20 protein-coding genes and 2 pseudogenes are annotated in these 18,471 nt (G+C 61.0%); 10 read left to right on the top strand and 12 right to left on the bottom strand.

The window, feature by feature from the left end:
• Positions 1-92 precede the first annotated feature (92 nt).
• The 3 genes from AB4Z52_RS22350 (at position 93) to AB4Z52_RS22340 (ending at position 1,885) form a co-directional block, all read left to right on the top strand.
• Entirely contained in the window at positions 93-779 is a 687-nt protein-coding gene (locus AB4Z52_RS22350; RefSeq protein WP_442220091.1) for a hypothetical protein, read from the top strand.
• 83 nt (positions 780-862) lie between these two features.
• Positions 863-1,405, top strand: coding sequence for a hypoxanthine phosphoribosyltransferase (gene hpt / locus AB4Z52_RS22345; protein WP_442220090.1), 543 nt, complete (start codon positions 863-865; stop codon positions 1,403-1,405).
• A gap of 120 nt (positions 1,406-1,525) precedes the next feature.
• On the top strand, positions 1,526-1,885 hold the full coding sequence (locus AB4Z52_RS22340) for a response regulator (protein ID WP_442220089.1): 360 nt from the start codon (positions 1,526-1,528) through the stop codon (positions 1,883-1,885).
• 4 nt (positions 1,886-1,889) lie between these two features.
• Here AB4Z52_RS22340 and AB4Z52_RS22335 read toward each other — a convergent pair whose 3' ends face one another.
• The 4 genes from AB4Z52_RS22335 to argH all read right to left on the bottom strand — a co-directional run bounded on the left by AB4Z52_RS22335 (position 1,890) and on the right by argH (position 7,744).
• Positions 1,890-4,619 (bottom strand): TIGR02302 family protein, encoded by a 2,730-nt coding sequence (locus AB4Z52_RS22335; RefSeq protein WP_442220088.1) that lies wholly within the window; start codon positions 4,617-4,619, stop codon positions 1,890-1,892.
• A 143-nt stretch (positions 4,620-4,762) separates the two neighbouring features.
• Positions 4,763-6,031, bottom strand: a complete 1,269-nt coding sequence (gene lysA / locus AB4Z52_RS22330) for a diaminopimelate decarboxylase (RefSeq protein WP_442220087.1) — start codon at positions 6,029-6,031, stop codon at positions 4,763-4,765.
• Between the two features lie 13 nt (positions 6,032-6,044).
• Positions 6,045-6,239 (bottom strand): LPS translocon maturation chaperone LptM, encoded by a 195-nt coding sequence (gene lptM / locus AB4Z52_RS22325; protein WP_442220086.1) that lies wholly within the window; start codon positions 6,237-6,239, stop codon positions 6,045-6,047.
• A gap of 101 nt (positions 6,240-6,340) precedes the next feature.
• Complete coding sequence (gene argH / locus AB4Z52_RS22320; RefSeq protein WP_442220085.1) at positions 6,341-7,744, bottom strand: argininosuccinate lyase; 1,404 nt, start codon at positions 7,742-7,744, stop codon at positions 6,341-6,343.
• Between the two features lie 23 nt (positions 7,745-7,767).
• On the opposite strand from argH, the gene tlpA reads away from it, so the two are divergent.
• Positions 7,768-8,448, top strand: coding sequence for a thiol:disulfide interchange protein TlpA (tlpA, locus tag AB4Z52_RS22315; RefSeq protein ID WP_442220084.1), 681 nt, complete (start codon positions 7,768-7,770; stop codon positions 8,446-8,448).
• Between the two features lie 54 nt (positions 8,449-8,502).
• On the opposite strand, the gene AB4Z52_RS22310 is transcribed toward tlpA, so the two are convergent.
• Complete coding sequence (locus AB4Z52_RS22310; RefSeq protein WP_442220083.1) at positions 8,503-8,844, bottom strand: hypothetical protein; 342 nt, start codon at positions 8,842-8,844, stop codon at positions 8,503-8,505.
• A gap of 371 nt (positions 8,845-9,215) precedes the next feature.
• Between AB4Z52_RS22310 and AB4Z52_RS22305 the strand changes: the two genes are divergently transcribed.
• From AB4Z52_RS22305 to AB4Z52_RS22290, 4 genes and pseudogenes are all read left to right on the top strand, one after another.
• Positions 9,216-10,100, top strand: a complete 885-nt coding sequence (locus AB4Z52_RS22305; RefSeq protein WP_442220082.1) for an AraC family transcriptional regulator — start codon at positions 9,216-9,218, stop codon at positions 10,098-10,100.
• Between the two features lie 296 nt (positions 10,101-10,396).
• Complete coding sequence (locus AB4Z52_RS22300) at positions 10,397-10,591, top strand: FitA-like ribbon-helix-helix domain-containing protein (protein WP_442220081.1); 195 nt, start codon at positions 10,397-10,399, stop codon at positions 10,589-10,591.
• Positions 10,588-11,005 (top strand): annotated as a pseudogene (locus tag AB4Z52_RS22295) (type II toxin-antitoxin system VapC family toxin). The gene AB4Z52_RS22300 and the pseudogene AB4Z52_RS22295 overlap by 4 nt, the downstream one beginning before the upstream one ends.
• Positions 11,006-11,009: 4 nt before the next feature.
• Positions 11,010-11,108: pseudogene (locus AB4Z52_RS22290) on the top strand (DNA integration/recombination/inversion protein); the annotation flags it as partial.
• A 214-nt stretch (positions 11,109-11,322) separates the two neighbouring features.
• Here the strand turns inward: AB4Z52_RS22290 and AB4Z52_RS22285 are convergent.
• The 6 genes from AB4Z52_RS22285 to AB4Z52_RS22260 form a co-directional block, all read right to left on the bottom strand.
• The gene (locus AB4Z52_RS22285) at positions 11,323-12,204 is read right to left on the bottom strand and encodes a 3-hydroxybutyryl-CoA dehydrogenase (RefSeq protein ID WP_442220080.1); all 882 of its coding nucleotides are present in this window, start codon (positions 12,202-12,204) and stop codon (positions 11,323-11,325) included.
• Positions 12,205-12,346: 142 nt separating this feature from the next.
• Positions 12,347-13,276 carry an electron transfer flavoprotein subunit alpha/FixB family protein gene (locus AB4Z52_RS22280; protein WP_442220079.1) on the bottom strand — a complete coding sequence of 310 codons (930 nt, stop codon included), beginning with the start codon at positions 13,274-13,276 and terminating at the stop codon, positions 12,347-12,349.
• 23 nt (positions 13,277-13,299) lie between these two features.
• The gene (locus AB4Z52_RS22275) at positions 13,300-14,049 is read right to left on the bottom strand and encodes an electron transfer flavoprotein subunit beta/FixA family protein (protein ID WP_442220078.1); all 750 of its coding nucleotides are present in this window, start codon (positions 14,047-14,049) and stop codon (positions 13,300-13,302) included.
• 182 nt (positions 14,050-14,231) lie between these two features.
• On the bottom strand, positions 14,232-14,810 hold the full coding sequence (locus AB4Z52_RS22270) for a cob(I)yrinic acid a,c-diamide adenosyltransferase (RefSeq protein ID WP_442220077.1): 579 nt from the start codon (positions 14,808-14,810) through the stop codon (positions 14,232-14,234).
• Positions 14,811-14,826: 16 nt separating this feature from the next.
• Positions 14,827-15,030 (bottom strand): twin transmembrane helix small protein, encoded by a 204-nt coding sequence (locus AB4Z52_RS22265; protein ID WP_442220076.1) that lies wholly within the window; start codon positions 15,028-15,030, stop codon positions 14,827-14,829.
• Positions 15,031-15,050: 20 nt separating this feature from the next.
• Positions 15,051-15,884 carry an SDR family oxidoreductase gene (locus AB4Z52_RS22260; protein WP_442220075.1) on the bottom strand — a complete coding sequence of 278 codons (834 nt, stop codon included), beginning with the start codon at positions 15,882-15,884 and terminating at the stop codon, positions 15,051-15,053.
• Positions 15,885-15,990: 106 nt separating this feature from the next.
• On the opposite strand from AB4Z52_RS22260, the gene AB4Z52_RS22255 reads away from it, so the two are divergent.
• Entirely contained in the window at positions 15,991-16,905 is a 915-nt protein-coding gene (locus AB4Z52_RS22255; RefSeq protein ID WP_442220074.1) for a YihY/virulence factor BrkB family protein, read from the top strand.
• Here the strand turns inward: AB4Z52_RS22255 and gluQRS are convergent.
• Positions 16,870-17,751: a tRNA glutamyl-Q(34) synthetase GluQRS gene (gene gluQRS, locus AB4Z52_RS22250; RefSeq protein WP_442220073.1), complete on the bottom strand. Its 882-nt coding sequence runs from the start codon at positions 17,749-17,751 to the stop codon at positions 16,870-16,872. The two genes, AB4Z52_RS22255 and gluQRS, sit on opposite strands and share 36 nt — an antisense overlap.
• A 54-nt stretch (positions 17,752-17,805) precedes the next feature.
• Here gluQRS and AB4Z52_RS22245 point away from each other — a divergent pair, with 54 nt between their 5' ends.
• Positions 17,806-18,450, top strand: a complete 645-nt coding sequence (locus AB4Z52_RS22245) for a DNA-3-methyladenine glycosylase family protein (protein WP_442220072.1) — start codon at positions 17,806-17,808, stop codon at positions 18,448-18,450.
• Positions 18,451-18,471: the final 21 nt, after the last annotated feature.

The following is an 18,471-nucleotide window of genomic DNA, read 5'->3' as shown; positions in this document are numbered from 1 at the left end:
TTTGATGACCGTATTTGCGAAAGATTAACCATTAAAATTTACTTCTGGGCGGGATTCGTTTCAATGCCCACCTTTGCCAGGGCGTCGAAACCATGTGGACTACCACAGAGGACGTCGTCATGGGCGCATTCCGTTACCGACAGCAGCAAACCGGACTGGTTTATGATCTGCTTCCGCCCGAGGCGCAAGCAGGTCCACGCCCGCGCGCTCACTTCGAGCGCAAATTCGACGTCATCGATGCGGAATTCATCACGGTCATTCCAACCCGTACCAACGGCCAGCCGACGAAAAGCTTCAACGACAATCGTCAATTTCAGCGCCGGAGCGCTCCGGCGCCGTCGATGATTGCGACGATCGCTGCCTGGTGTTTCCGCGCTGGCGAGCGTTGGTTGCAACGCGCCTCAGGTCGCACTTTCGCTGCCCTCGTTGCTGCCCTGTTCGTTCTGGTCTTCGGACTGGCTGGCGGCTTTGCGAGCCTGTCGGCGGCGCCGACGGTGGTCGTAGCACCTTTGCAATTCACCCACGTCACTTTGACGCCAAAGGACGCCAATGGCCTCAAGATGCTCATCGTCAACGGCATCATCGAAAACCGCGGCGAGGCGACCGCTGCGGTGTCGCAGATCAGGGCCGATCTGGTCTCCGACGACCGGCTTCTGTCCAGCATCCTGATCACGCCGCCGACGGAGCGCCTTGGTGCCGGCGAAAGTCGCGGCTTTTCGGCGCGATTGCAGCGCCCCGGTGGAAAAATGCCGGAAGTCCATCTTTCCTTCCTGCCCTAGGGTGTGTCCCCTGCGGGATTGTGGTAACGGCTTTTGCTCTGTCCGGCGGAACCACCGCCGTCTATCCAAGGAGCATGCCCCCGATGCCAGTCGTACGCGGAAAGAATATCGACCCGCTTTTTACCGCGGAGCAGATTGCCGAGCGCAATCGGGCGCTTGCAATCGAGATCACCAAGGGTCCGACCAAGGATCTGCTGGTCATCGCCATCCTGAAGGGCTCCTTCATCTTCGCAGCCGACCTGCTGCGCGCCCTTCACGACACCGGACTTGCGCCGGAAGTGGAGTTCATCACGCTGTCCAGCTATGGCTCGGGCACGGTGTCGCAGGGTGTGCGGATCGTCAAGGATATCGACAGCGACGTTAAGGACCGCGATGTCCTGCTCATCGACGACATTCTCGAATCCGGCCGGACGCTTCGCTTTGCCAAGGAATTGCTCTATGAGCGCGGAGCACGCAACGTGACGCTGGCGGTGCTGCTCGACAAGCGTGTCAAGCGCCAGGAAAATATCGAGGCTGACTATGTCGGCTTCGAATGCCCCGACTATTTCGTCGTTGGCTATGGAATGGACGTGGCCTACGCCTTCCGCGAACTGCCCTTCGTCGGCATCGTCACCGGCGACGCCTGACACCTCCAGATTAAAGAGCCCTTGTTAACCAACAAGCGCGGTTGGCTCGGGCTGTTTACCGATCGCTAGGGAAAGTCTGGTGATTTCTCCGCGGGACATGAAGCCTACGGAGCGATGCACATGGCAAGAATTCTGATCACCGAAGATGAAGATTCGCTTCGGGTATTCGTTGCCCGCGCGTTGCGGCTGGATGGTCACGAAACGGAAGAGGCAGCCGACGGCGCCGAAGGTCTCGAAAAGCTGAAGACTGGCACCTACGATCTCCTGCTGTCCGATATCCGCATGCCCGTCATGGATGGTATCGAACTGGCGCACCAGGCGGCATCCGGTTGGCCCGATTTAAAGATCCTGCTGATGACCGGCTATGCCGAACAGCGCGAACGTGCCGACGACCTAATGGAAAAAATCGTCGATGTCGTGGCAAAGCCGTTTGCGCTTCCAGATATCCGCAAGGCCGTCGCACGCGCGCTCATTGCTTGACCGCTTATTTTATGTCGAGCAGGCGTTCCAGATAGCGCCGCTCCTCCTCCATCGTCGGATTGTTGCCAAGCCGCTTTCGGATGGCGTCGAGGATTTCGCGGGCGCGCTGCACGTCGATCTCGTCGGGGATTTTGTGGCTACCGTCGAAGGCATCGCCGTCGCTTTGCAGTGATCGGCCGAGCGGATCCCGCTCGCCCTGGTTTCCCTGACCTTGTCCTTTGCCATCCCCTCGACCCTGGCCCTGTTGTTGGGCCTGCATCATTTGCGTCAGCATGTCGCGGGCGCCCTGGCGCAGCTGCTCCAGCGCGCGGCTTTGACCCTGGATTGCGGGCTCGCCATGGCCCTGGCCAAGTTCGCCGGCCGCGCCCTTCATTTCCCGCTGTGCCTGGCCAAAGCCCTGGCCGGGTTTGATACCAAGGCCGTTCAGCGATTTCTGCAGCTCGCCCAACTGCTTGCCGAGATCATCCTGCTGTTTGCGAAGCTGCTTCAAGGCTTCACGCAGCTGTTCAACCGTCTTGCCATCCTGCGACGACTGACCTTGTTGCTGTTGGCCCTGTTGCTGCCCGCCCTCTTGCTGCTGGCCTTGCTGTTGCTGATCCTGCCGCGGCTGCCCGTCCGGGCCCGGCATCGGCTGTTCCAGCGGATCGCCGTCTTCGTTGGGATCGCCGCGCTGCATGCGATCCTTCATCGCCTGGTCGAGCTGGAACGTTTGCTCCATCAGCTTCTGCTGGTCGCGTAGGATCTGGCCGAGCTTGTCCATCTGCTTGCGGGCTTCGCTGTTTTCCTGGCCCTGTTGCTGCCCTTGCTGCGGTTTTCCCGCCTGGAGATTGTTCATCATCCGCTGGAGCTCGGACAGCATCTGCTGGGCGGCATCGCGATTGCCGGAGCGGGCGAGGTTTTCGATCTGATCCATCATCCGCTCGAGATCCTGCTGCCGGAGCACATTGGCGGACTTCTGGTTCGGCTGCATCGGCGCATTCTTCATGCGCTCGGCCAGCTCCTTCATGTAGCTGTTCATGGCTTTGCGCAGCTCGTCGGTCAGCTGCTTGATTTCGCTGTCCGAGGCGTTGCGCTGCAGCGCATCGGACAACTTCTTTTGCGCATCCCGCAGCTTCTTCTCGGCGTCCGACAGCTGCCCATCTTCCATGCCGGTGGCGATCTGCCAGAGGTAGTCGGCGGTGTCCTTCAAGTCCACGTCGCCCAGCGCCAGACGCATGCGCGTCAGCGCTGACTGCAAGAGCAGGTAGTGGGTGAGATTGGGTATGGTCTCGTCGGCGCGGATGCTCAGCGATTCGTTGAGCGCGATTGCCTCCGGCATTTTGCGGGTATCCAACGCAAACACCTGTCGCTCCTCGGCGACGGCGCCTGCCAGTGGCTCGCTGAAGTTCCGTGCAGGCATCGTCATTTCGTGCGGCGGGCTGCGGCCGGTCTGGCCGGCGCCGTCGCGCGCAACGAGGGTCACCCTGACACGCTTGCCGGCAAGGGGGTGTTCGCTCAGGTCGTGGCTGCCGAGCCCCTTTACCTCGCGACGGTTGCGACGGCCGATCTCGAACCTGAAGTCGGGAAGTGGATAGAGCGGCTTTGCCTCCGGATCCACTCCAACCGGAACGATTTCGGCATGGGCCTCCTCGATGCCGTAGTCATCCTTGGCCTTGAAGCCGATTTCCAGCGCGCCGTTGACCGTTGCATGCGGGATGCCGTCGAAAGCGATTTCCGGCGGTTTATCGGTAAGAACGTCAAAAGTCCAATGGCGGTCGTTGACCGTCAGCACGCCGCCCTTTTCGAGTTTCAATGCATGCGTGCGGGCTCCGGGCGGTGCTGCAGCAGCCGTATCGCTTGGTGCCGGAGAGGTTGCTGGCGGACCTGCGGCAGCGCGGATGTTTCCTGCTCTCGTGCCGCTCGCGTTCGGCGGTGCGGCGGCCTTATCGTCCTGAAGCGCGATCTCGACACCGCGCTCGCTGCCTGTCCCCTGGAACAATACCTTTTCCGTGCCTTGGCCGCCGGTAACGCGGATGGTGAGATCGGAGAATTGCGGCACGCTGATAGTGCCGCTGGCCGTTGCAGTGCTACCCGTCAGATAGGTCGGGGCCTGGCCGGTGTAGTAAGGCGGCGTGACCCATGCGTCGATGCGCAGGTCCGGATCAGTGTTCGTCTCGGGGACATTTTGAAATGCGTCGGTGATCGAACCGCCGCCGTTGGACATCGAAAAGCCGAAGGCGGCAACCAGCAGCAGGGCCGGAATGGCGCGCAGACCGAAGCGGTCGTGGCTGGCGATATCAGGGCGCGGCAGCCCGGTATCGAGGGCTGCGATCCGCTCGGCCATGCGGGTCTGGTGCTCACGCCAAAGTGCGCGGGCAAACGGCGTATCGAAGGCCGGTTCGTCGTCCTGGACGGTAACCGGCTGATGCGGCAGGCCGTTGCGTTCCTCCAGCAGCCGGTCGGCTTCGGCCACGCTTGGCCAGCGCAGGCGACGCAAAGGTACGATCGAGGCGCCAAAGGCAAGGATGAAAGCAATCAGGAGCGCCAGGCGTGGCAATCCCGGCAAAATGCGGAACAGGCCAAACCAGGATGTGCAGAGATAGAGGGCTGCGACCGCAAACACCGGCAGCAGCATCGGCAGCAATTGTTCTGAAACAAGGACGAGCCGGGCAAGGACGCGCTTGATCGCAACCAGCCGCGCAAGCGCGGGCCGTGAGGAAAAAGCACCCTTCCTGTCGCTATCGGCGTTGCTCATCTGCCCGTCACTCTCCGAATTCTCGCGGCCGGCCAATCTTCATCTTGTGCTTGCGATGCACAAGATAACGATAGCATCCTTTGTGGCGAAGACGAGGGCAGGGCCGCTTTTTCAGCCGATTTCGCTCAAATGTGAACCACGGCTCAGGCGAGCCACGCGGGAATGGAGTCGAGTGCAATCAGGTCATCATAGGTCTGGCGCGGCCGGACAACGTGAAATTCGGAGCCGTTGACGAGCACTTCCGGCACCAGCAGACGGCTGTTGTAAGTCCCCGCCTGGACAGCGCCATAGGCACCGCCAGACCCGACGGCTAAGAGATCGCCTGGCTTTGGCATGCTCATCTCGCGGCCGAGCGCCAGATAGTCTCCCGTCTCGCAGACGGGGCCTACGACATCGGCCTTGATGCGCGGGGCGCTTGCCGCCGTGACGATGACGGGCCTGATCTCGTGGTGGGCCTCATAGAGCGTCGGGCGAATGAGGTCGTTCATAGCGGCATCGACGACGATGAAGCTCTTCTGGCCACCGTCCTTCACATAGATGACTTCGCTCACCAGGATCCCGGCATTGCCGACGATCAGCCGGCCCGGTTCGGTGACGATCCGACAGTTCAGGCCGCGAAGCTGGTCCTTGACGATATGGGCATAGGCTTCCGGTGAAGGCGGCGGGTTGTTGTCGTCGCGATAGGGAATGCCGAGGCCGCCGCCGACATCGACGTGATGAATGTCGTGGCCGTCGGCGCGCAGCGTGTCTACAAGCTCCCTCAAAAGCTTGAAGGCATCCTGGAAAGGCTGCAGCTCGGTGATCTGGCTACCGATGTGCATGTCGATGCCGGTCACAGTGATTGCTGGCAGTTCGGCGGCACGGGCGTAGACGGCGCGAGCGCGCTCGAAGGAAATACCGAACTTATTTTCTTTCTTACCGGTCGAGATCTTGGCGTGGGTGCGCGCATCGACGTCAGGATTGATCCGGAAGGAGACCGGCGCCTTCTTGCCGGCGCGGGCGGCGCGCTGGTTGAGAACCTCGAGCTCGGGCTCTGATTCGACGTTGAAGCAATAAATGCCCGCCTCGAGTGCCGCGTCCATTTCCGCCGCGGTCTTGCCGACGCCCGAAAACATGATGCGCTCTGCGGGGATGCCGGCCGCAAGCGCGCGAAAAAGTTCGCCGACTGAGACCACATCGACACCGGCGCCAAGGCGCGCGAGCGTCTTCAGGACTGCCTGGTTGGAGTTGGCCTTCATCGCATAGCAGACCATGGCATCGACATCGCTGAAGGCCTCGGAAAACACGCGGTAATGGCGCTCGAGCGTCGCGGTCGAATAGCAGTAGAAGGGCGTGCCGACAGCCTTGGCGATCTCGGGAATGGAGACGTCTTCGGCGTGGAGGATGCCGTCGCGATACTGGAAATGGTTCACGGGAGAAACCTGTTCAAAGAAGCGGATCGAGGAAGAAAGGCTTGTCGACGGTTCCCGGCTGCTTGGTCGGCTTCGACGCATCGCCGCCCTTGGTCGCGTGCACGCTCGGCGGATCCAGATCGCCTTTACGGCCACATCCAACGACGGCAAGACCCACCACCGAAAGCACGGCGGTCAGGCGGATGATGTGCGGCACGTTGATCTGCATCGATGTCCTCTTGGGCGACGGTAGGCGACAAGCAGTCCTTCATAGCGAAGTTTGCAAGGCTTGTGCACCCTGATTGTTTCGCTCGGAATTGCCGTTCGGTGTCAGTTGCGGGCGCGCCAGAAAGCGATCTGCCTGCGCACTTCGGAAGGTGCAGTGCCGCCGAAGCTCTTGCGGCTTGCAACGGAGGCCTCGACCGTCAGGACGTCGAAGATCTCTGGGGTAACCGCTGGATGAAGCGTCTGCAATTCCGCAAGCGACAGTCCTGCCAGATCGCAGCCCTTGCTTTCGGCAAGCGCCACCGCATGGCCGGTCACGTGATGGGCGTCGCGGAAGGGAAGGCCGGCCTCGCGCACCAGCCAGTCGGCAAGGTCCGTCGCCGTCGAATAGCCGGAGCCGGCTGCCGCCTTCATCCTTTCAACGTTGATCGTCAGATCGCGCACCATGCCGGTCATCGCGGCAACGGCAAGCTCCAGGCTTTCGGCTGCGTCGAAGACCTGCTCCTTGTCTTCCTGCATGTCCTTGGAATAGGCGAGTGGCAGGCCCTTCATGATGGTCAGAAGCGCCACCAGCGAACCGTTGATACGACCGGTCTTGGCGCGCACCAGCTCGGCCGCATCCGGGTTCTTCTTCTGCGGCATGATCGACGAGCCGGTGGAAAAGGCGTCGGAAAGGCGCACGAAGCCGAATTGCGGTGTCGACCAGATAACGATCTCTTCGGCCAGACGCGACAGGTGCATGCCGGCAATTGCCGCGATCGACAGGAATTCGATGGCAAAATCCCGGTCGGAAACAGTGTCGATCGAGTTGCGGGTCGGCTCGCGGAAGCCGAGCGCCTTTGCAGTCATATGGCGGTCGATCGGAAAGCCGGTGCCGGCAAGCGCGGCAGCGCCGATGGGTGATTCGTCCATGTGCTCGATGGCGTGGCGAACACGCGAGCGGTCCCGGCCGAACATCTCGACATAGGCCATGCAGTGGTGGCCGAAGGTGACAGGTTGTGCAGTCTGCAAATGCGTGAAGCCGGGCATCACGGTCTCGGCATGCTCTTCAGCGCGATCAAGGAAGGCGGCGATCAGCCCGGACAGCGCCTGTTCGGTGCGCTGCAGCTCCTCCTTGACCCAAAGCCTGAAATCGAGTGCGACCTGGTCGTTGCGCGAGCGGGCAGTGTGCAGGCGTCCGGCCGCAGGGCCGATCAGTACCGCCAGCCGCGCCTCGACGTTCATATGGATGTCTTCGAGCTTGCGGGAGAATTCGAAATTGCCACTTTCGATCTCTGACAGGATCGTGTTCAGGCCGTGAACGATCTTGTCTTTGTCCTCAGTCGAAATGATGTCTTGATGGGCCAGCATGGTCGCATGGGCAATGGAGCCGCGGATGTCCTGCGCAAAGAGTTTCTTGTCGAAACCGATCGATGCATTTATCTCCTCCATGATCGCAGCGGGGCCGGAGGCGAAACGTCCGCCCCACATCTGATTGGAGGAGTTGGTGTCCTTGGTGCCGTCAGCCATGAGATGCCTATCTGGAGAACGAAATGACAGCGAAGAAGCCGCTTGGTCTGCCGTCCGTGAAACTGATCCTGATCGCAGCCGTCGCCGGGGTCGTCGCGGGTGCGGCAGCGGTATACGTGAAGCAGGGTGGGTCTGGCAATGGCATCAGTGAAACCGCAGCCCTTGCCGGCGATTGCAAAGCTGCGAAGGATCTTTCCGCCGCGCTAAACCCCTTCACCAAGGGGCAGGTAGCGGCCATGGTCGCAGCGCAGCAGCCGCTGTCGCTGAAGACGGTTGCTTTCAAGGGCGCGGAAGGCCAACCGCTCTCGGTGGAGAGTTTTGCCGGCAAGACGGTATTGCTCAACCTCTGGGCCACCTGGTGTTTTCCCTGCCGCGAGGAGATGCCGGCGCTGAACGCCCTGCAGAAGGAAATGGGAAGCGACAAATTCGAGGTGGTCGCCGTCAACATCGATACCGGCGACGACGAGAAGCCCAAGGCCTTCCGCAGTGAAACCGGCATCGACAGGCTTGGCTACTACCGCGACAACACGATGGGTGTCTTCAACGCCTTGAAAAAGCAGGGTCTGGCTTTCGGCCTGCCGGTGACGCTGCTGATCGACAAAAAGGGATGCCTGGTGTCGGCGATGAACGGGCCGGCGGCGTGGGACAGCGAGGATGCCAAGGGGCTGATCAAGGCTGCTGTCGGCGCGGGAACATCGCTTTAGGGGTTGACGCGATATAACTGCTGAAAAGTTATTGCAGCGGGGTGGACTTTACCGTCAATAATTTCTGCTGTTCTGCAGCTTGATCTTCTTGATGCGGTGGCGTTGATAGGCGTCGATTTGCCGAAACAGCGCGATGCGTCTGGCAAAGATAAGATGCGTGATCGAAACGATATACGGCGCGCTGGTGTCCGGTCCGCCGATGTCGAGCCGACAGGTGATGCCGCCTTCGTCCCCCATGTAGAAGATGCGTATGATGTGGCAGCGATCGGGTATGGCGAGATCCGGGGATTGCTTGATCAACGTCGCTTTGAGGGTCTGAGACAGCCCGGCTTCAAGGGGGAGCGACGCCTGCAGCTCTGCAACAAGACGATCGGTTTTGTCAGGATCATCGAGCATCGGCAGCACTCTTGGCAGTGGCGTCGTCGGACGCAGTGGACATGGGTGCGATTGTATGGTTCCAGGCCTCTCATAATTCGACCGTTTCCGCGAAAGTCAAACCCATGCGGCGAAATGGAGAGGGCCGAGTTGACACGCGGGGCTAACATTGGCAGCTCTCGAGACCCCACCGGGCTGAGGCAGTTCAATACCGACCAACACATTGGCAATTAATGTGAGCGCACCCGGAATTCCATTGTCAGATAATCTGAGCAGAAATTCGACCGGCACGGTCGCTGGCGGGCACCGGTTGATCTATGCCAAACCGCAAGATCGGTCGAGCGCGTCATATCCGGGAGCGCCTAACTGGTGTCGCCACGGAGGACAGGACGATGAAGGCGGCGCTTGAAAACTACCATGCCCGGATGCAGCGGGTGCTGGACCACATAGACCAGCATCTGGACGACGATCTGGACCTGGAAGCGATGAGCGGCGTCGCGGCTTTCTCGAAATTCCATTTCCACCGGCAGTTCACGTCCACCTTCGGGTTGTCGGTGCATCGCTATGTCCAGCTCGCCCGCATGAAGCGCGCTTCGTACCGGCTGGCCTACAGAGACGCCGAAAGCGTCACTGATATAGCGATGGATGCCGGTTACGACGCACCGGATGCTTTTGCCCGCGCCTTTCGGCAACGGTTCGGACAATCGCCTTCGTCGTTCCGAAAGTCTCCCGAATGGGAGCCGTGGCTTTCGGCCTTCGGGCCTCTCGACAACGCTAGGAGCAAGCTCATGCAGAAAACTTATAGCCACGAAGATGTGACGATCCGCGATGTGGCCCCGACGGGGGTGGCGATCATAGAGCATCGGGGCGACCCCGCAACGATTGGCGATACCATCCAGCGGTTCATCGCCTGGCGAAAGGCCAACGGCCTGTCATCCCCAAAGACCAGCCCGATCTTCAACGTCTTCCGTTCCGAGCGGCGGCCCGCATCCCCGGCCGACTATCGGATGGACCTGTGTGCGGGCATCGATTTCTCGCTAGGACCTGACGACGAGGGCGTGGCGGCGGGTTTTATCCCCGGCGGGCGCTGCGCCGTGCTTCGCGTCGTCGGCAATACCGACAATCTGGAGCCTGGCGCTCTCTACCTCTATCGCGACTGGCTGCCGGCCAGCGGCGAAGAGCCGAGGGATTTCCCCCTCTACTGCCAACGCCTCGCCTTCTTCCCCGAGGTACCGGAGCATGAGACGGTCGCGGAGCTATTCCTGCCGTTGAAATAGGAACGCTGGACGGCTGCTTGTCCCTTCTGATCGCCAGACGCGGACAGGCCGTTGTCCACCAATCTTCCCTGTTCAGAGGTGATGCGTGACGATGCGTGATCGACGGCTGCAGGCTTATGTTTTCTGTTCCGTTGACGTTGATACTCAGACCCCTGCTACAAGAATGCCGAATCCCCCCGCCGATCCGCTGCAGCGGCGTGCCGAGGCGGAGCCCGGTCCGGCGGACGGGTTCCTGATGACAAATTTGACGTTAAACCGATGCTGCCGTTAAATAGTTTGCAAAGCAGCGGCTACGCGTGCGCGCTGCAACGCATGGTCGCTCGATGGAGGACGAAGCGCGCGATATTCTCCGAGTAGCACTGGCTGCAAGCGAAAGGCCTGCTCGCAATCTCGCCGAGACCATCCGCGCGCGCCTGACGCTGGTCGGCGGCCTCGACCTCGATATTCCCGCCCGTGAGGCTATTCGCGACGCGCCGGATTTTGGCCGGTGATCATTCTCGACACCAACGTCATTTCGGAGCTGCTCACGCCGTCCCCAAGCATGGTCGTCATCGAATGGTTGGCGGCGCAGCACCCTCCGTCGGTGTTCACGACCGCAGTCACCGAGGCTGAAATCCTCTATGGGCTGCGACTTCTGCCAGAGCCGCCGCCGCGATCTGGAGGCGGCCATCTCGCCGATTTTTGGCGAGGATCTGTTTGGACGCGTGCTGCCGTTTGATCGTGACGCGGCGGATCTCTATGCCACCATCGCCACGGATCGTCGCAGCGCCGGCCGGCCCATCAGTCAGTTCGACGCGCAGATAGCAGCAATCGCCCTGTCGCGCGGTGCCTCGGTGGCGACACGCAATGTCTCTGATTTCGAGGGAATTGGCTTGGTGATCTTCAATCCGTGGAAGGGCCACTGAATAGATCAGAGCTGCAACGAAAGCTTCGCCTGGCGTGTTGCTGCGGGCCGAGGAGCTGGATGCACTCGATGCCATCCTGCCCTTCGATCGCCGCGACCAGCTGATCAATCCTCGAGCCACATGGCTCGAGCAGCATAGGTTATCCCCCGCCCCTGCCTCAATGGCGTGGAGATCGACGAATGCTATTTACAGAAGCTGGTCGGTCATGCATCTGGCGGGTCTGTAGACCTCATCTAGACGCGTCCAGCATTCTGCTCAGACCGACACCATCACCACACGAAGTGTGTTCAACGAACCGTTTGTCTCGCCTCAGGCCGTTAACGGGTCGGAACCGGGACCTCGCCGCGATAATCATAAAAGCCGCGTCCGGATTTGCGGCCGAGCCAGCCGGCTTCGACATATTTAACCAGCAGCGGGCAGGGGCGGTATTTCGAATCCGACAGGCCCTCGTGCAGCACCTGCATAATCGACAGGCAGGTGTCGAGGCCGATGAAGTCGGCAAGCTGCAGCGGTCCCATCGGGTGATTGGCGCCAAGCTTCATGGCGGTGTCGATCGCGTCGACCGTGCCGACGCCTTCATAGAGGGTGTAGATCGCCTCGTTGATCATCGGCAACAGGATGCGGTTGACGATGAAGGCGGGAAAGTCCTCGGCGACGGTGACTGTCTTGTCGAGCGTGCTGACATAATCGCGCGCCATCTTGAAGGTGGCTTCTTCAGTCGCGATGCCGCGTACCAGTTCGACGAGCTTCATGACCGGAACAGGGTTCATGAAATGGATGCCCATGAAGCGTTCCGGGCGATCCGTGGCAGAGGCAAGCCGGGTGATCGAAAGCGAGGACGTATTGGTGGCAAGGATGGCGTCCGGCTTCAGGACGGGACAGACCAGCGTGTAGATCTTCCGCTTGACGCTCTCGTCCTCGGTGGCTGCCTCGATGACGAGATCCATCGGGGCGAGGTCGTTGACGTCGGCCGAGCCTGATATCAGCGCCAATGCCGCTTTGCGTTCGTCCTCCGTCATCTTGGCGGCCGAAACCTGGCGGGCGAGATTGCCGTTGATCGTTGCCAGTGCGCTTTCAATGCGCTCCTGCGACAGATCGTAGATGTTGACCTTGTAGCCTGCAAGCGCCGACACCTGCGCGATGCCGCAGCCCATCTGGCCCGCACCGACAATACCGATCGACTTCAAGTCCGTACTCATGGTCAACTCCCTGGCGGCGCATCTTACGACGCGACCGCTCTGTTCGCAAATTTGCCGGGCCATCACTAGCCCGGCAAGATTGATAGACTGATAAAGAACAATTTTCCAGTCGCTCGCAATGGCGAAAACCGGGCTTGTCCGATCAAAGCGCCTTTTCGAGCTCCGGCAGGGCTTCGAAGAGATCAGCGACGAGGCCGTAGTCGGCGATCTGGAAGATCGGGGCTTCCTCGTCCTTGTTGATGGCGACGATGACCTTACTGTCCTTCATGCCGGCCAGATGTTGGATGGCGCCCGATATGCCGACCGCGATATAAAGCTGAGGTGCTACGACCTTGCCGGTCTGGCCGACCTGCCAGTCGTTCGGCGCATAGCCGGCGTCGACCGCTGCGCGCGATGCGCCAACGGCAGCACCGAGCTTGTCGGCAACCGGCAGGATGACTTCGCGGAACTTTTCCGCAGAGCCAAGGGCGCGACCGCCCGAGATGATGATTTTCGCCGATGTCAATTCCGGACGGTCGGAATTGGACAGTGCGTCGGCAACGAAGGTCGACAGACCCGGGTTGGCGACCGCAGAGATGGTCTCAACGGCTGCCGAACCACCTTCAGCTGTCGATGGGAAGGAGGCCGTGCGCACGGTGATGACCCGCTTGGCGTCGGTCGACTGCACCGTCTGGATGGCATTGCCGGCATAGATCGGCCGCTTGAAAGTATCTGCCGACACGACTTCGATGATTTCCGAGACCTGGGCAACGTCGAGCAGCGCTGCGACCCGCGGCATGACGTTCTTGCCGACCGAGGTCGCAGCCGTGATGATGGTGTCGTAGCTTCCTGCCAGCGACACGATCAGGTCGGCCAAAGGCTCGGCGAGATTGTTGGCAAGGTCGTCGCTTTCAGCAAGCAGCACCTTGGAAACGCCTGAAAGCTTGGCGGCAGCATCGGCAGCAGGCTTTGCGCCCTTGCCGGCCACCAGCACATGCACGTCGCCCCCGATACTTGCAGCAGCGCTCAATGTCTTGGCGGTCTGGTCGGAAAGGCTTTGATTGTCGTGGTCAGCCAGAAGAAGAATGGCCATGGTTCTGTTCTTCCTTTCCTAAATTAAAGCACGCCGGCTTCGTTTTTCAGCTTGTCGACAAGCTCGGCCACCGACTTGACCTTGACGCCAGCCTTGCGGCCACCGGGTTCTTCGGTCTTCAGCACTTTCAAGCGCGGGGTCGTCGTCACGCCGAAATCGGCAGGCGATTTCTTGTCGAGCGGCTTCTTCTTGGCCTTCATGATGTTCGGCAGCGAAGCATAGCGCGGCTCGTTGAGGCGCAGATCGGTGGTGACCACGGCCGGCAGCTTGATTTCGATCGTCTGCAGGCCGCCGTCGACCTCGCGGGTCACCTTTGCCTTGCTGTCGCCGATTTCGATCTTCGAAGCGAAGGTCGCCTGGGCAATCCCCATCAGGGCTGCAAGCATCTGGCCGGTCTGGTTGCTGTCGTCGTCGATTGCCTGCTTGCCGACGATGATCAGGCCCGGCTTTTCGGCTTCGGCAACGGCTTTGAGGATCTTGGCAACGGTCAGCGGTTCAATGGCGTCGTCGGTCTCGACCAGGATGGCGCGGTCGGCGCCCATGGCAAGTGCGGTGCGCAGGGTTTCTTCCGCCTTGGCGGGGCCGATCGAGACGACGACGACTTCCTCCGCCTTGCCTTGCTCCTTCAGCCTTAGCGCTTCCTCGACCGAGATCTCGTCGAACGGGTTCATCGACATCTTGACATTGGCAAGCTCGACGCCACTGCCATCCGGCTTGACGCGGATCTTGACGTTGTAATCAACAACCCGCTTCACTGGTACGAGAATTTTCATGGAATCCTTCCTTCAACATGTCGCTCGTGAAAATGCGCTGTCCGGCGCCTTTCCATTTGTCGAATGGCGACATGGATACGCGTTTTTTCTCCAAATACAACGCTTCGATGTCGCAAAATGCCGGAATGCTTTAGGCCGGCAAATAACGCTTACGTCAACGTCAATTACCGACCGTGCCCGGTTCAGCGATTCTTGCCCGGAACCCAGAGCACGTCGGCGCCGCCACGATCGTTTGCATGTCTTGCCGCGACGAATAAGAGGTCGGAAAGGCGGTTCACATATTTCAGCGCCGGTGCGCTGACGCTTTCGCCTCCGGTCTTGGAAAGGGCGACCATCAACCGTTCGGCGCGGCGCACGATCGTGCGGGCAAGGTGCAGTTGGGCTGCAGCCGGGCTGCCGCCGGGAAGCACGAAGGAAGTTAGCGGCGACAGTTCGGCATTCAGGGCGTCGATGTCGCGTTCGAGCCTGTCGACCTGGGGCTGGATGATCCTCAGCGGCTCAAAGGTGACGGGTTCGCCGGTTTCGGGCGTCGACAGGTCGGCGCCGAGGTCGAAGAGGTCGTTCTGGATCGCCACCAACATCTGGTCGAGCACGGGATGCTCCGACGTGTGCAATCTTGCGACGCCGATCGCCGAGTTGGCCTCGTCGATGGTGCCGTAAGCCTCGACGCGAAGATCATGCTTCAGGCGGCGCGGCCCGGCGACCAGCCCAGTCGTGCCGTCGTCGCCGGTTCTCGTATAGATCTTGTTGAGCTTCACCATGCGACTTTGTCTCGTGTTAGTGCGGACGCCCGCCGCCCGTCAGCCACAGCGTCAGCATGATGAGCGCAAGCGCGATCGCCTGCAACAGCACGCGCATCTGCATCAGCTTGTTGGAGAGGCTCGGGTTATCGCCCTTCATCATGTTGAAGAGGCCGCGCACCAAGACGATGGCGACCAGGCCCATGAAGATGATGGCAAAGATATAGGTGAAAGTGGACATGGATTGTGGGCCTTCGTCTTTCAATCAAGCCGGCGCATCAAACGGTAGAAGAGGTCTGCCGGCAACAGACGCTTCAGCCACACACCCTGCTTGGCAGGTGCGGTTACCAGGTAATGGGGGTGCGGTCTCCTCGCCTCCAGGGCATGCTTTAGCACGATATAAACGGCTTCGGGTCCGAGTTTTTGGCGGTTGACGGGGCCTGTGCCATTCAGTCGCGCCAGCTGGCGTCGATATTCCACTGCGTGCGCAGAATTCCTGAGGTCGACATTTTCCTCGAACTTGGCGAGTGCGTTTGCCGTGAAGCGGGTGGCGATCGCCCCGGGCTCGATCAGGCTGACATGGATGCCGGAGCCTTGCAGTTCCATGCGCATGGTGATCGACAGGCCTTCGAGGGCGAACTTGGAGGCCGTGTAGGCGCCGCGGTAACGATAGGGGATCAGGCCGAGAATAGACGAGCACTGGACGATGCGGCCTTCGCCACGCCTTCGCATCAGCGGTATCACCTGGCGCGTAAGGTCGTGCCAGCCGAAGAAATTGGTTTCGAACTGGGCGCGCAACACGTCGGTCGAGATGTCCTCCACTGCGCCGGGCTGGCCATAGGCGCCATTGTTGAAGAGGGCGTCGATGCGGTCATCAGTGCGTTCGCGCACCCTATCGACAAGCGCTGCGATCGTGTCCGACCTGGCGTAGTCCATGACGAGCGCCTCGATGCCGTCGGCCTTAAGCGGTGCAAGGTCGGCTTCGCTGCGCACGGTGGCAAACACTCGCCATCCGTCGGCCTTAAGCGCACGTGCGCAATGGGCGCCGATCCCGGAGGAGCAGCCCGTCACGACGATGTTGCGTTGGTCGGCCATGGAATGATTCCTGTACAAACTCAAACTCGTTTCCCATATTCGCCATGACGAGACAATCAACAATCCGGCGAGCGCGAACCAGCGACCGGCGCGTAGCGGAGATGGAATGCCGACAATTGTTCGCACGCTCTACAAGGTGGTCTACGATGCCGTCTTCCACTTCATCGAGGACGATGGGTTCGCGATGGCAAGCCATGTCGCCCTGTCGAGCCTGCTTGCCGTCTTTCCCTTCCTGATCTTCGGCACGGCGCTTGCGAGCTTCCTCGGCGCCAGCCAGTTTTCCGGAACGGCAATTCACCTGATCTTCGATACCTGGCCGGAGGCGATCGCCAAGCCACTTGCCGATCAGGTCGTCCAGGTTCTGACGATCCCGCGCGGCGGCCTGCTGACGATTTCGGTTCTTGCGGCCGCCTATTTCGCGTCCAATGGCGTCGAGGCGCTGCGGATATCGCTCAATCGCGCCTACCGAATGGCCGAGACGCGGCCATGGTATTTCACCCGCCTTGCCAGCCTTGGCTATGTGCTCATCGCCGTTCTGATTTTTGCCGCGATCAGCATCCTACTCGTCGCCGTGCCACTGGTGCTCAACTATGCGCGGCAGTGGGTGCCGTGGCTTGCCGATACGCTCGACATCGTCTCGAGCTGGCGTATCTACGGTACCCTGTTCATGCTGACGGCGGGGTTGATGATCGTCCATCTCTGGTTGCCGGCCGGTCGCCGCAAGGTTCTGGACGTCGTTCCAGGCGTGCTCCTGACCTTGCTGTCCTGGCTCGCTGGCGCTTTGATCTTTGCCTATTATCTCACGACCTTCGCCAATTACACCGCGACCTATGCGGGCCTTGCCTCGGTCATGATCGTGCTCGTCTTCCTTTACATGATCAGCGTCATCTTCATCCTCGGAGCCGAGACCAATGCGGCATTGATGAAATTTCGGGTCCGCCGGATGTTCTCCCGAGGCATTGCAGAAGTTGAGCCGACCCAGCCGTCAAAGCCCGATGCGGCGGCGAAGATCCGCAACTGAAATTCCACGCGCACGCAACTCGGCGATACCGGCGTCGCCTTCGCTCTTTGCGAGCTTTCGACCTGTTCCATCGGTGACCAGCCGGTGGTGATGGTAGACGGGCCTGGTAAGACCGAGCAGATCCTGGAGCAGCACGTGGATCGAAGTCGCGTGAAAGAGGTCTAGCCCGCGCACGACATCGGTGATGCCTTGCAGCGCATCGTCGATGACGACGGAGAGATGGTAGCTAGAAGGCGCGTCCGAGCGCGACAGAACGACATCGCCCCAGGCGGCCGGATCGGCGGCGATCTGGCCCCTTAGGCCGTCGCCGGTCTCGGTCCACTCCAGGCGCCCTGAAATCGTTTCGAGCGCACGGCGCATGTCGAGCCGCCATGCATGCTTGATGCCGCTGTCGAGCAGCTCCTGGCGATCGGCAGAGCTTCTGTCACGATCGTCGGGCGGATAGAAGGGCATGCCGTCTGGATCGCAAGGCCAGGCCGCGCCACCTGCTTTGAAGGCTGCAACATGGGATCGCACCTCGCCCCGTGTCAGGAAGGCCGGGTAGACAAGACCGCGATCGACCAACGACTGCAATGCGCCTTCATATTCGACAAAATGCTCGGATTGGCGGCGCACCGGCTCCTCCCAATCCAGGCCGAGCCAGGCGAGATCAGCGTAAATCCCCTCTTCGAATTCGGGTGTACAGCGCGCCTGATCGATGTCTTCGATGCGTAACAGAAAGCGCCCGTCGGCAGCGCGCGCCATCTCGTGGTTGAGGAGAGCCGAAAGCGCGTGGCCGAGATGCAGCGGCCCGTTGGGGCTCGGCGCAAAACGAAATGTCGATCTTTGACGGGGACTGGCGGCCATGCTTTCTTCTGCCACGGATTTTCGCCAACGACCACCAGGCAGGAGATTTCAGGCATGCATATCATTCGTGGCGAGGCGGATATCCAGGAGGGACTGGAAGCGCTCGTCGAGCTTGATCCGCGTCTACGGCCGATCGCTTCTGAAGCGGGGCCGTTGCCGCTGCGGCTGGTCGAGCCCGGCTTTGCGGGGTTGGCGCATGTCGTGGTGTCGCAGTCGGTGTCGCGTGCCAGCGCAGAGGCGATCTGGAAGCGGATAGGCGCGTCGGGCGAACCGCTAACCGCTGCCGCCTATGCCGCCTTCCATTCGCAGGCATGGCGGGAATTCGGTCTGTCGCGCGGCAAGGCCGAAACCCTGTCGCGAGTAGCCCTTGCCGTCATCGATGGGAGCCTCGATCTGCAGGCGCTCGGACAGGAAACACCCGAATCAGCAATGGCGCGCCTGACCGCTCTGAAGGGCATCGGGCCGTGGACCGCCGAGGTCTACCTGATGTTCTGCGTTGGTCACGCAGATGTGTTCCCCTCGGGTGACGTTGCGCTTCAGGCCGCGGTCGGCGCTGCGTTTGGAATGGAAAAAAGACCGCAGGCCAAGGATTTGGCGCGGGAAGCGGCGATTTGGTCGCCCTGGCGGTCGGTTGCGGCCAGGCTGTTCTGGGCGCTCTACGCAGTGCAGACCCGCCGCGATATCCTGCCTATCGGCTGATCGGCAACACCGCCAGAATTT

It is taken from the genome of Rhizobium sp. 2YAF20 (genome assembly GCF_052114685.1).
In the GTDB taxonomy this organism is placed as follows: Bacteria; Pseudomonadota; Alphaproteobacteria; order Rhizobiales; family Rhizobiaceae; genus Rhizobium.
This window is presented reverse-complemented; position numbering and strand designations above follow the sequence as displayed.

What these genes read in the sequence shown, in the direction of transcription:
- AB4Z52_RS22350 (WP_442220091.1), top strand. Translation starts at nt 93, where the DNA reads ATGTGGACTACCACAGAGGACGTCGTCATGGGCGCATTCCGTTACCGA.
- hpt (WP_442220090.1), top strand. Translation starts at nt 863, where the DNA reads ATGCCAGTCGTACGCGGAAAGAATATCGACCCGCTTTTTACCGCGGAG.
- AB4Z52_RS22340 (WP_442220089.1), top strand. Translation starts at nt 1,526, where the DNA reads ATGGCAAGAATTCTGATCACCGAAGATGAAGATTCGCTTCGGGTATTC.
- AB4Z52_RS22335 (WP_442220088.1), bottom strand. Translation starts at nt 4,619, where the DNA reads ATGAGCAACGCCGATAGCGACAGGAAGGGTGCTTTTTCCTCACGGCCC.
- lptM (WP_442220086.1), bottom strand. Translation starts at nt 6,239, where the DNA reads ATGCAGATCAACGTGCCGCACATCATCCGCCTGACCGCCGTGCTTTCG.
- argH (WP_442220085.1), bottom strand. Translation starts at nt 7,744, where the DNA reads ATGGCTGACGGCACCAAGGACACCAACTCCTCCAATCAGATGTGGGGC.
- tlpA (WP_442220084.1), top strand. Translation starts at nt 7,768, where the DNA reads ATGACAGCGAAGAAGCCGCTTGGTCTGCCGTCCGTGAAACTGATCCTG.
- AB4Z52_RS22310 (WP_442220083.1), bottom strand. Translation starts at nt 8,844, where the DNA reads ATGCTCGATGATCCTGACAAAACCGATCGTCTTGTTGCAGAGCTGCAG.
- AB4Z52_RS22305 (WP_442220082.1), top strand. Translation starts at nt 9,216, where the DNA reads ATGAAGGCGGCGCTTGAAAACTACCATGCCCGGATGCAGCGGGTGCTG.
- AB4Z52_RS22285 (WP_442220080.1), bottom strand. Translation starts at nt 12,204, where the DNA reads ATGAGTACGGACTTGAAGTCGATCGGTATTGTCGGTGCGGGCCAGATG.
- AB4Z52_RS22280 (WP_442220079.1), bottom strand. Translation starts at nt 13,276, where the DNA reads ATGGCCATTCTTCTTCTGGCTGACCACGACAATCAAAGCCTTTCCGAC.
- AB4Z52_RS22275 (WP_442220078.1), bottom strand. Translation starts at nt 14,049, where the DNA reads ATGAAAATTCTCGTACCAGTGAAGCGGGTTGTTGATTACAACGTCAAG.
- AB4Z52_RS22270 (WP_442220077.1), bottom strand. Translation starts at nt 14,810, where the DNA reads ATGGTGAAGCTCAACAAGATCTATACGAGAACCGGCGACGACGGCACG.
- AB4Z52_RS22265 (WP_442220076.1), bottom strand. Translation starts at nt 15,030, where the DNA reads ATGTCCACTTTCACCTATATCTTTGCCATCATCTTCATGGGCCTGGTC.
- AB4Z52_RS22260 (WP_442220075.1), bottom strand. Translation starts at nt 15,884, where the DNA reads ATGGCCGACCAACGCAACATCGTCGTGACGGGCTGCTCCTCCGGGATC.
- AB4Z52_RS22255 (WP_442220074.1), top strand. Translation starts at nt 15,991, where the DNA reads ATGCCGACAATTGTTCGCACGCTCTACAAGGTGGTCTACGATGCCGTC.
- gluQRS (WP_442220073.1), bottom strand. Translation starts at nt 17,751, where the DNA reads ATGGCCGCCAGTCCCCGTCAAAGATCGACATTTCGTTTTGCGCCGAGC.
- AB4Z52_RS22245 (WP_442220072.1), top strand. Translation starts at nt 17,806, where the DNA reads ATGCATATCATTCGTGGCGAGGCGGATATCCAGGAGGGACTGGAAGCG.